We start from the raw sequence: 11,857 nt of genomic DNA on the forward strand, positions 1-11,857 counted from the left end.
GTACAATCAAAAAATCTGTGTCATCTGAGCAATCCGAGCAAATCCGTGATTCAGACAAAAAGTGCCGAAATATTAAACTCAATTTTGGAATTGATATGAAACAAAAGAAAAGTCAGCATCACGGATTAGTAGGATTAAAGGATTACACGAATGAAAAATCTGTGTCATCTGAGCAATCTAAGCAAATCCGTGATTCAGACAAATGGGAAATAAAAAAGTTGGGGGAAGTTTGTGAATTATCAGCAGGAGGTGATGTTCCGAAAGATTACTTTTCAGAAATACAAACTGAAAAGTATCAAATTCCTATTTATGCAAATGGAGAAAAAAATGATGGACTTTACGGATATACAACTATTGCAAAAATAGTAAAACCAAGTATTACTGTTTCTGCAAGGGGAACAATTGGGTTTTCAATAAAAAGACTTGAACCATTCTTTCCTATTGTAAGGCTAATTGTCGTATCACCAATTGATTTAAAGAAATTAAGTTTAGACTTTTTAGATTATGCTTTAAGAAAAATAGATTTCAAACATAGTGGTTCTTCAATTCCTCAACTAACAGTTCCAATGATTAGGGATTATGAAATTCCCCTTCCCCCCCTCCCCGAACAACAACGCATAGTTTCCATTTTAGACAAGGCATTTGCGGCAATAGACAAAGCAAAAGCCAATGCCGAACAAAACCTCAAAAACGCCAAAGAACTTTTTGAGAGTTATTTGCAGGGAGTGTTTGAGAATTTGTTTCAGGAAAAAGAAAAAAAGAAGATTTCAGAAGTTGCAAAAGTTATCGGTGGATACTCCTTCAAAAGTACAGATTTCAAAAATCAAGGAAAATATCAAGTATTAAGAATGGGGAATATTCGTCCTGCAATGATAAGAGAAAATGAAAGTCCTGTTTTCATTGATACAACGGACGAAAAACTTCTTTCAAAAGCATTGCTACAAATCAATGATGTAATCATTACTCAAACGGGAACAAAAAATAAAAGAGATTATGGTTTCACTGTAATAATTGAAAAGGGAAATTATTTACTTAATCAACGAATTGCTTCGATTAGGTTTTCGGAAAAGTATCTTCCAAAGTTTTTTCTTTATTTTTCGTGGACAAACATCTTCAAAGACCAATATTTTGCAAATGAAACAGGAACAGTTGGGCAAGGGAATGTTGGTATTGGAGCGATTACAGAAGCATTAGTCCCTTTTATTTCAAAAAAAGCTCAACAAACCATCGTCCGCCAATTAGATGCCCTGCGAGCTGAAACGCAAAAGTTGGAAGCAGTGTATCAACAAAAAATTGCTAATTTGGAGGAACTGAAAAAGAGTATTTTGCAAAAAGCATTTAGTGGGCAATTGTCTGAATTAGGATTTGATAAATTAAAGGATGATAGGATTATTGAAAAAAAGAAAATCCTACAATCATCAAATCCTAAAAATCTTAATCCTGACAATTTATGAAGCACGAAGAAATTACCCATAAAATAATTGGCTGTGCAATGAAAGTGCATAGCACTTTTGGCAATGGCTTTCAAGAAGTCATTTATCAAAGGGCTTTAGCTATTGAAATGGAAAAACAAGGCTTGGGCTTTCAGCGTGAAATGGAAATGAGTATTTTTTATGAGGGCATTGATATTGGGACAAGAAGAGTTGATTTCTTTGTAGAAGATAACATAATGGTTGAACTAAAAGCATTGATAAAATTAGAAGATGTGCATTTAGCACAGGCAATGAACTACTGCCAGGCATATAATTTACCCATAGGATTACTGATAAATTTTGGAGCAAAGAGTCTTGAGTTTAAAAGGGTGTATAATGTAAATCACCCCGACAATAAAGACTACATTAAGAGCAATCCTAAAATCATCAAATCCTAAAAATCATAATTCAGACGATAATGAACGAAGACGAAACAAGAGCAGAACTCATAGACCCAAAGCTAAAGGCTTGTGGTTGGGGAGTGGTGGAAGGTTCAAAAGTTTTTAGGAATCATCCAATTACAGCAGGCAAAATACAGACAGGAGGAATAAGAGGTAAGTTGCTTCGTGCAGATTACGTGCTTTCGTACAAAGGCATCAAATTGGCTGTTGTAGAAGCCAAAAGTGATGAACAGGAAGTTGGCGAAGGCGTAATGCAAGCCAAAAAATATGCTCAAAAACTTCAATTAGAAACCACTTACAGCACCAACGGCAAAGCCATTTACCAAATTTGTATGAAAACAGGCGAAGAAGGTTTGGTAACCAACTTTTTAAGCCCTGATGAACTTTGGAACAAAACGTACCCGGTGGCTTCGACAGGCTCAGCCACCGAAGAAGAGCGAACGGCCCTTGAGCTTGTCGAAAGGTGGCGTGAGCAATTTGCCAATGTGCCGTTTGAAGATAAAAGCGGTAGTTGGCAGTTAAGATATTATCAGGAAATAGCCGTTCAAAAAACTGTTGAAGCCATTGCCCAAGGCAAAGACAGAATTTTACTTACACTTGCCACAGGCACAGGAAAAACGGCAATCGCTTTTCAAATTGCTTGGAAACTGTTTCAAACCCGTTGGAACTTGTCTTCGAGAACCTCAGACACCAACGGCAGCAAGCTGGTTCGTGAGCGTGTCGAACGAAGACCAAGAATTTTGTTTTTAGCCGACAGAAATATTTTAGCCGACCAAGCCTACAATTCATTTTCGGCATTTCCAGAAGATGCTTTGGTGCGGATAAAACCCAATGAGATAAAGAAAAGTGGAAAAGTGCCAACCAACGGCAGCATTTTCTTTACCATTTTTCAAACCTTTATGACTTCGACAAGCTCAGTCACCAAAGATGAAAATGTAGATTTTGCTGAAATTAAAAATATTGAAACCGGAAAACAAGGATATATGTATATCCTTCAATGTGCAGATGGTAGTTTCTATACTGGTAGCACAAATAACTTAAAAAGGAGAATTGAAGAACATAAAAGCGGTGAGGGAGCAAAATTTACTCAGGAACATTTTCCGGTAAAGTTGGTTTATTACGAAACATTTGACAGGGTTGATTTAGCGTTCAAAAGAGAAAAGCAGGTTCAAGGTTGGAGCAGGGCAAAGAAATTCGCTTTAATCAAAGGCGACAAAGAGCAATTAGTAAACCTTTCTAAGAACAAATCTGAAAATGAGCCAAAGGTCGCTGAGCCTGTCGAAGCGTTTGGCGAATATCCAGCCGACTATTTTGATTTCATTATCATTGACGAGTGTCACCGTGGCGGAGCCAATGACGAAAGCAATTGGCGGGGAATTTTAGAATATTTCAGTCCAGCCGTTCAGTTGGGTTTAACAGCCACACCAAAGCGAAAAGACAATGTGGACACTTACCGCTACTTTGGCGAACCCGTTTACATCTATTCGCTGAAGGAAGGTATCAATGACGGTTTCTTAACGCCATTCAAAGTAAAACGCATCAAAACTACTTTGGATGATTACCGCTATACTTCGGATGATACGATTGTAGAAGGAGAAATTGAAGAAGGCAAACTCTATGAAGAAAAAGACTTTAACCGAACCATTGAAATAGTAGAACGTGAAGCCAAACGAGTAAATATCTTTTTAGAAGAAGCCAACCAAAACGAAAAGGCAATAATTTTCTGTGCCAATCAGGCACACGCAGCATTGATAAGAGATTTGGTTTCTTCGACACGCTCAGAAACCTTGAGAAAGCAAGGCAAAACGGGTGGCATGCTGAGCGAAGCCGAAGCATATTGTGTTCGTGTAACTGCCAATGACGGAGAAGAAGGTGAAAGACTGTTGAGAGAATTTCAGGACAACGAAAAAACATTACCAACCATTTTGACAACTTCGCAAAAACTCTCTACAGGAGTTGATGCAAGGAACATTCGGAATATCGTTTTGCTTCGTCCAGTCAATTCAATGATTGAGTTTAAACAAATCGTTGGTCGTGGCACACGGCTTTTTGACGGCAAAGAGTTTTTTACCATTTACGACTTTGTAGATGCCTACAAACACTTTTCAGACCCTGAATGGGACGGAGAACCACTTGGAGAAGAACCTTGCAAAAAGTGCGGACAAAATCCGTGTGAATGTGAATATGTGCCGCCAAAGCCGTGTCCTGTGTGTGGCGAAAGACCTTGTGTTTGCGAGAAACAACCACCACAACCTTGTGAGAAATGCGGACAACGACCTTGTGTGTGCAAGAAAAAAGTAAAAATTAAACTCAAAAACGGAAAAGAAAGAGAAATTCAGCACATGGTTTCCACTTCGTTTTGGAGTGCAGACGGCAAGCCAATTTCAGCAGAAGAATTTTTGAATAATTTGTTTGGTGAATTACCCAAACTTTTCAAAGACGAAGAAGAACTGCGGAAACTTTGGAGTAATCCAATGACAAGGAAAATCTTGTTAGAGAATTTAGATGCAGCAGGTTTTCCAAAAGACGACTTACTGACTTTGCAAAAGTTGGTAGATATGGAAAAAAGCGACTTGTATGATGTGTTGGAATATGTTTTCAATGGCGACTATATCGCAATGACAAGAGAAGCAAGAGCTAAAGCAGCCGAAGCCACCATATTTGCCTTACTCAACGACAAACAGAAAGAGTTTATCACTTTCGTTTTGAGTAAATACATTGAAACAGGTGTGGACGAACTCGACCAAGAGAAACTACCCATCTTGCTCACAAACAAGTATCAATCTTTGGAAGATGCAAAAGAAATTTTGGGAGACGTTGCAAACATCAGCAGACTGTTTATAGAATTTCAAGAGCATCTTTACAAGCAGCAAGCAGCATAAGCACGTATTGGCTATATGCCAAGCAGTAGATTACACCCTATTCTCCCTCCTCTTCTTCCGGCTTGGGATCTACGTGAATTTGAGTTGGCTCAATAGATTCTAAAGTAAAGTTGGTTGCCGTTACCCTAAACGTAGTGCGTCTGTTTTTTTGATGCGCTTCTTCTGTGCAATCCACACCATTTACACAGCCATTTACAGGGCGGGTTTCGCCATATCCTTTTGCCAGCAATCGCTGCTTGCCAATACCCTTTTCAATTAAGTAATCTACCACGCTTTGTGCGCGGGCTTGCGAAAGTTTTTCGTTGTATTCATCGCTGCCGCGGCTATCGGTATGCGATCCAATTTCCACATTTATGGCATTGTTTATTTCAAAGAAAAGCACCAAAGAATCTAACACAGCTTTAGATTCCGGGCGAAGTGTTGCCTTATCGTAATCGTAATAAATATTAGGAATTACAATCTCTTTCGATGTAAAAATTTTATCTAATTCAATTTCTACATACTGCGAAATTAAAACCGAATCGCGGCTCTTTTTACCAATGGTAGAAACACCCGCACTGTTTGAAAAATAATCGTTGCGCGATGCCAAAATAGTGTATGCCGTATTCGGCTGAAGCGTAAAGAAAAACACACCTGCCGTATCGGTAACAAATGCCGCCACCGAATCGCCATTGGCTGTTTGTAACTCGCACTTAGCCAAGCGCAGCGGCACCAATCCCAATACACGGCTTTCGGGATTTTCGGGGTTCTCAAATTGCTTGGTAAGCACTTTGCCTCTTACTTCGTATTGGTTCAACCAAAGCTCCTCGAAGCGGTAAATATCATCGCTGCCTTCGCCACCCTTGCGCGAAGAAGAAAAATATCCACTCATTAAAACAGTATCGGCATCGCTGGCAGGTTTGTATTTTTCAATTACCAATCCAAAATCATCGGCACCGGAATTGATGGGCGCTTTAAGGTTTTCTGCCTGCTTCCATCCTTTTTTTATGCGGCTTGCTCTAAAAATATCTAGGCCGCCCATGCCGGGAAATCCATTAGAAGCAAAGTACAGATTATCTTTTTCGTCTAACCACGGAAACATTTCGTTTCCGGTAGTGTTTACTACGCCACTGGCATTGGCAGGTTTGCTCCATCCGGTATCTGTTTTGGTGAAATAGAAAATATCTTTTCCTCCAAAGCCATTGTAATCGCTCGATACCACCAGCAGTTTTCCGTTTTTTGAAATGGCAGGTTGCCCCACATTAAAAGTATCGGGAAAAAGTTCGAGCATTAAAGGTTCGCTCCAAGTAATACCATCGTAGGTTGAAAAATAAATGTGGCAATATTGGTTTACCTTTTCTGCCTCATGGCAGCGTGTAAAAAACAGATTTTTACCATCTGCCGAAAAGCAGGCTGTGCCTTCATAGGCTGCGGTATTGAGTTCCTTGCTAAACGGAACAGCATTGGCAAAAGCCCCCGAAGAAGTTTTTCCTGCAACAAACAAATCGCCAAACTTTTCGCCTGTCCAGCCATTGGTGGCTTCGCCCTCTGCTGCCGGCCTGGAAGAAGTAAAATACAATTTTCCGTTTAGTACTGCCGGAGCGTAATCGCTGTACTTACTATTGATGGTAGCAAGGTTGTAAACCTTTATGCGCGAAAACTCATTTTTCCATTTAATGGCATCGCGGCTGGTTTTAATTTCTTTGCGGATATTAAAATTTCCGCCCAGTTTACCGCACATATTAAACATGGCAATAGCACTATCGTACAACTCCTGCATCTTTAGCATTTGCCCCAACTTAAAGTATGCTTCGGCAGTGGCGGTGCCGGTTTCTGCTGCTGCCTTTTTATACCACTGCGCTGCTCTTTCGGGCTCGTTGTTGTTCTCAAAAGAAGCTGCCAGCATCATGGCTTTTGCTTGCTTCTTTATAGGATTTTTTTCTGCCGAAAATTCGTGCTCAAGCAGCGATGCTGCATTGCTGTATAGCTTACGGGCATAAGCATCTTCGCCATTTTTAATGGTGCCTTTCTGGGTTTTGCACCCTCCGGCAACCAACAAAACCATAAGTAGAAAAAGGATTTTTTTCATGTGTACACTACTCCGAAATTTTATCGCCTCTTAAAATTCTGAACCGCTTGCGGGCTTCAATTACTAAAAGTGAACTTTCAAAATCTGTAATAATAGATTGATAAAGTTCGCGGGCTTTGTCTTTATTACCTAAATACTGCTCGTTTATTTCTGCCAATAAAAAGGTTGCATCATCGCCTTTCAAATCGCTTTTATAGTTTTTAATAATTTCTTCCAGCAAAGGTACGGCTTGTGCAAAGGCTCGCTTATCGCAAAATATTTTGGCTTGGGTGTACAAAATATCATCGTACAGCGCATGGCCGGGATATAAAAACTTAATGGAATCCAACTGTCGGTTGGCTTCGTCTAATTTATTTTGATATAGCAACAATTCTGCCTGTGCAAACATCTCCAATGGTGTGGTAATGGAATCTAATCCTGAATTATCTATGATAAAAACGCTCAGGTTGATGGCATCGTTGCTAATAAGTTCGCTGGTAGAAGCTTTTAGTACTTCTAACTGTGTTTGCGCCCATTCAAAATCGCCTTTGAAATAGCTGAGTTTTGCATTTTTAAAACGTGCTTCTTCGCCCAAAGGAGAATCTTTTTCCTGCTTATCTACTTGCCCGTATAGCAACGAACTTTCCCACATATCGCCATCTATTAAAAGACAGTCGCCCAACAATAACTTGGTTTTGTTTTTTAACTGCTGCGGCACACCATTCATTTGCAGTAATTCTTCGCACAACTTAATGGCTGCCGGAATATTGTGTAAGTAAAAAACTTCTAACTCTGCCAACTCTTTCATGCTTTGTGCGGTTTGCAATCCCCTACCCGATTCGGCAATAAAACTTTCGTAATCGTTTTTTAATCCAAGCACATCGTCCATAGAAAAGTTAATACGCTTGGCAATTTTAGCCTTGCGGCAATAGAGCAACTCGGTGCGCGCAAGAAAATAAAGCGCGTTGTCTTTACCTTTTTTAATAATGTAATCGAATCCGTCTATTGCCACATCAAAAAAGTCTTCGGCTTGGGCTGTTCGCGCCATATTCAACACACGGAATCCATTTTCGTTTTTCCGCCTGTCTATTGCTTTGGTTTGCTGCATGGCGCCCTCAAAATCTTTGTTTTGAATATAAAGCCAAATTAAAAAATCGTTGAGCCATTCATCGCCACCACCACGCTGTATTTTGGTGTACAGTTGTGTTTCTAATTCGGCAAATAACTTGCTCACATTGGGCGAACGCATAATGGTATTCTTAGCAATTTGCGCCTGCCCCGGCTGCAACTCCACAAAAGTAATGTACTGCTTGGCGGCATTGGGCATATCGCCTTTGGCATCGTAAGAAATAGCTAGCGGCATGGCAAAAATTATGCTGCTGTTAAACATCTTAGCACCCTTCTCATAAGTTTGAATGGCATAATCAAATGCCTTGTAGCCTTCAAAGGCAGTTGCCACATCTCTAATATAGTTTTCGTTGGGCGGCAATGCTTTCAATATCTTTTCAAACTGCGCCTTTGCCTTGGCAGGTTGCTCTGCCAACTCATACACATAACCCAAATCTACGGCATACTGCGCTGTAGAAGGGAAATGCTTCATTTGCTTCTTTACGGCTTTCTCTAAGTTATCGTACTGCTTAAGTTTTTCTAAACACTTAAAATATGGTGCATAAAATTTGGGTGCGTAATCGCTCTTTTCCCATAACTGCTGATAAAGCTCCACAGCTTTATTGTATGCTTCTTCTTGCAGGTAGCTGGCAGCTAAGGCTTCATCGCGCCCGGGCTGCGCCACTGCGTGCATAGAAAACAACAACCATATAATTGCTAAAAACCTCACCTCTGCGAATGTAATTTTATGGGGCGTATTAACTAAGAATCTGCTTCATTTTTTGTGTTTCTTGCATATTTCTGTTCTTACTATAATGCTTTTGCAATGTACCCGCACCATTTTGGGCGGCAACATATTGCACTGTGGTACTTCACAATTTTATAGTTTTAAGTTGCACGCATGTATTAGCTTCGCAGCTTAAAATTAAAACGATGCAGCTACTTACCGAAGCAGATTTTTCAAAACTCAAAACCGAGAATATACTACTCTTAGATACCCGGCCAATTGAGGTGGCAGCCGAAAACATTTTCGAAGATGCGCTGAATATTCCTTGGGGAAATACCTTTCTAGAAATTTTCCAAAACATAGTAAGCAGCGAACAACCTTTAGTTGTAATTTGTGAAGAAGCCAATGCAGTGGCAATCTCTAAAGCTATACTTGGCAGCGGTTTTGCAGCTGTGAAGGGTTACATAACCGCAAGCGAATTGCAGCACGAGAATACTTCGGTAATTATTGTGGTGGATGCGCAAGAATTTACCATTGATTTTAACTACGATGAATTTTATTTAATAGACGTACGCACTACCGAAGACTTTGAAGCCGAATTTATTGATGGTTCAGAAAATATACCTATGGACGACTTGGCAGCCATGTCGCAAGAACTAAGCGAAAACATGCGCATTTATGTAGTAGGTGCTACTGCCGAGCAAGCATTTACCGCCACTTCTCTTTTAAAAAGAAACGGTGTAGAACTGGCGCGCACCGTAGCTGCCACTTTCGATGAAATTCGCGAAACAGGCATACCAATAATTAAGCCTAAAAAAGCCAACAAAACTATTTCCTAAGCGCTTTTTGAATATGAAATTTTCGCAGCATAACAGAGCATATTTTATAGACAATTTATCGAAAAACAATTTCGATTTATTGGTAGTTGGCGGTGGCATTACCGGTTGTGGAATAGCATTAGATGCAGCCTTGCGCGGCATGAAAGTGGCATTGGTAGAAAAGCACGATTTTGGCTTTGGCACCAGCAGCCGCTCTACCAAACTTATTCATGGCGGATTGCGCTATTTAAAACAAATGGAGTTGAAGCTGGTACGCGATGTGGGACGCGAAAGAGCCATTGTGTACCGCAATGCGCCACATGTGGTAATTCCCGAAAAAATGCTGCTTCCTATTGTAGAAAACGGATCACTCGGTAAGCAAACTTCTTCGCTTGGTTTATGGGTGTACGATATGCTGGCAGGTGTAAAAGCTGCAGAGCAACGCAAAATGCTATCTAAGCACGAAACCATAACTGCCGAACCACTTTTAGATGAAAAAAAACTAAAAGGAGGCGGCATTTACTACGAATACAGAACCGATGATTCGCGCTTAGTAATTGAATTAGCAAAATCTGCCTTTGCACAAGGAGTAACATTGCTTAACTACTGCGAACTAAAGCACTTTACCAAAAACAATTCCGGCAAAATAAGCGGAGCCGTAATAGCAGACCATCTAGGTAAAAGCAACTTTACAATCAATGCTTCTATTACTGTAAATGCCTGCGGCCCGTGGGTAGATTTATTGCGCAAAGAAGATCATAGTTTAAAAGGAAAGCGACTGCAACTTACCAAAGGCGTACACCTTGTTTTTCCTTATCAAAAATTACCGTTGCAGCAGGCAGCGTATTTCGATGTGGCAGACGGCAGAATGATTTTTGCTATTCCGCGCAACGGCATTACCTATGTTGGCACCACCGATACTGTTTACAACCAAGATATAGATGCCCCCGTTGCTTCACAAGCAGATGTTACTTATTTGCTTAAAGCCGTAAACGATATGTTTCCTTCGGTTCATTTACAACAGAGCGATATTGTATCCAGTTGGGCAGGATTGCGGCCGCTTATTCACGAAGACGGAAAATCGCCATCGGAATTATCTAGAAAAGATGAAATTATTGTTTCTGAATCGGGCCTAATTTCCATTGCGGGCGGCAAGCTCACAGGTTTTAGACTCATGGCCGAAAAAGTTGTAAATCTGGTAGCCCAAAAACTATCTAAAATACAAGCACAAACATTTAAAAAATGTAGTACAAAAAAACATAGGCTTGCAGGCGGTAATTTCAACACTCCCGAAGATGCCAACCACTATCTTCTCCAACTTCAATTAGAAGGAAAAGAAAAAGGATTCAACGAAACAGAAATTGCAACCCTCTTTCATAAATTCGGAAGCGAAAGCAAAACCATACTTGCCACAGCCTCAAACCTAAAAGAAAACAAGGCTGCCGAAGCACCTCTCTTTTGGGCAGAATTAGAGTACTGCATTCAAAACGAAAACATATTGTATCCCGAAGATTTTCTTATTCGCAGAACCGGAAATATCTTCTTTGCACGACCTCAAACACAAGCATTACTACCTGCGGTGGTGAACAAATTAGCACAAGAATGGCAACTGCACGAAGCAGAAATAAGCGCCATGCAAACCAATATCGAAGAGGCTTATGCCCGCGCAGTTTCTTTTCGGTAAATCACATTAAACTATACGCCAAAAGCAAAGTCGCAACTACATGAAACAACTTTTTTCTTTACTCTTTACATGCCTTGTATTGCAAGCCTTTACACAAGGTCCGGCAAAAACATACATTCAAGATGAGGCCGACATAGCACTCAAAAAAATGAGCACCCGCTACGAAGCATTCAAAACCATAAAAGCAGATTTTAAACTAGTGGTAACCAATCCCAAATTAAAACCAACCGATAACGAAGCTAAACTTACAGATACCATACCGGGAAGCATTTCATTAAAGGGTGAAAAATTTAAGATTGTAATGCCCGGGCAAGAAATCTTTTGCGATGGAAAAAACATTTGGACTTACCTCCCTAAAGAGCGCGAAGTACAAGTGGATTTGTTTGAAGAAACCGATGATGTGTTTTCGCCTTCCAAACTATTCAGTTTCTACAAAACCGGATTTTCGTATCAAGTAAAAGAAAAGAAAACTGTGGCAGGCAAGAAAATACTTGTGGCAGAAATGAGTCCGGTAAATAAAAAGACTTCTTACTTTAAAATTGATGTGAGTATAAACGATAGCAATGCCGCACTATTAGAATCTAAAATTTACGCCAAAAACGGTTCACGCTACTTATATAAAATTACTGCCGAAAAACCGGATGTAGAACTCAGCGATGCGTTTTTCTCTTTTGATGCAGCAAAATATCCAAGTGTAAAAGTGATAGACCTGCGCTAAT

Annotated in this window: 8 protein-coding genes; 6 read left to right on the forward strand and 2 right to left on the reverse strand. The window is 40.1% G+C overall.

Features of this window, described 5'->3' with window-relative positions:
- Positions 1 to 17: 17 nt before the first annotated feature.
- From KF872_04705 to KF872_04715, 3 genes are read left to right on the forward strand one after another with little or no spacing between them, the layout of a single operon-like run.
- Positions 18 to 1,454 carry a restriction endonuclease subunit S gene (locus KF872_04705; GenBank protein ID MBX2902838.1) on the forward strand — a complete coding sequence of 479 codons (1,437 nt, stop codon included), beginning with the start codon at positions 18 to 20 and terminating at the stop codon, positions 1,452 to 1,454.
- Positions 1,451 to 1,870: a GxxExxY protein gene (locus KF872_04710; protein ID MBX2902839.1), complete on the forward strand. Its 420-nt coding sequence runs from the start codon at positions 1,451 to 1,453 to the stop codon at positions 1,868 to 1,870. The genes KF872_04705 and KF872_04710 overlap by 4 nt, the downstream gene beginning before the upstream one ends.
- Positions 1,871 to 1,890: 20 nt before the next feature.
- Positions 1,891 to 4,755, forward strand: a complete 2,865-nt coding sequence (locus KF872_04715; protein MBX2902840.1) for a DEAD/DEAH box helicase family protein — start codon at positions 1,891 to 1,893, stop codon at positions 4,753 to 4,755.
- A gap of 37 nt (positions 4,756 to 4,792) precedes the next feature.
- Here KF872_04715 and KF872_04720 read toward each other — a convergent pair whose 3' ends face one another.
- Together KF872_04720 and KF872_04725 are read right to left on the reverse strand one after the other, a co-directional pair.
- On the reverse strand, positions 4,793 to 6,823 hold the full coding sequence (locus KF872_04720; GenBank protein MBX2902841.1) for an OmpA family protein: 2,031 nt from the start codon (positions 6,821 to 6,823) through the stop codon (positions 4,793 to 4,795).
- Positions 6,824 to 6,830: 7 nt separating this feature from the next.
- A complete protein-coding gene (locus KF872_04725; protein ID MBX2902842.1) occupies positions 6,831 to 8,639 on the reverse strand; it encodes a tetratricopeptide repeat protein in 1,809 nt (602 codons plus the stop codon).
- Positions 8,640 to 8,842: 203 nt separating this feature from the next.
- Here KF872_04725 and KF872_04730 point away from each other — a divergent pair, with 203 nt between their 5' ends.
- From KF872_04730 to KF872_04740, 3 genes are read left to right on the forward strand one after another with little or no spacing between them, the layout of a single operon-like run.
- Positions 8,843 to 9,475 (forward strand): rhodanese-like domain-containing protein, encoded by a 633-nt coding sequence (locus KF872_04730; GenBank protein MBX2902843.1) that lies wholly within the window; start codon positions 8,843 to 8,845, stop codon positions 9,473 to 9,475.
- A gap of 13 nt (positions 9,476 to 9,488) precedes the next feature.
- Positions 9,489 to 11,138, forward strand: coding sequence for a glycerol-3-phosphate dehydrogenase/oxidase (locus tag KF872_04735; GenBank protein MBX2902844.1), 1,650 nt, complete (start codon positions 9,489 to 9,491; stop codon positions 11,136 to 11,138).
- A 40-nt stretch (positions 11,139 to 11,178) separates the two neighbouring features.
- Positions 11,179 to 11,856 carry an outer membrane lipoprotein carrier protein LolA gene (locus KF872_04740; protein ID MBX2902845.1) on the forward strand — a complete coding sequence of 226 codons (678 nt, stop codon included), beginning with the start codon at positions 11,179 to 11,181 and terminating at the stop codon, positions 11,854 to 11,856.
- Position 11,857: the final 1 nt, after the last annotated feature.

It is taken from the genome of Chitinophagales bacterium (assembly GCA_019638515.1).
Classification (GTDB): domain Bacteria; phylum Bacteroidota; class Bacteroidia; order Chitinophagales; family LD1; genus UBA7692.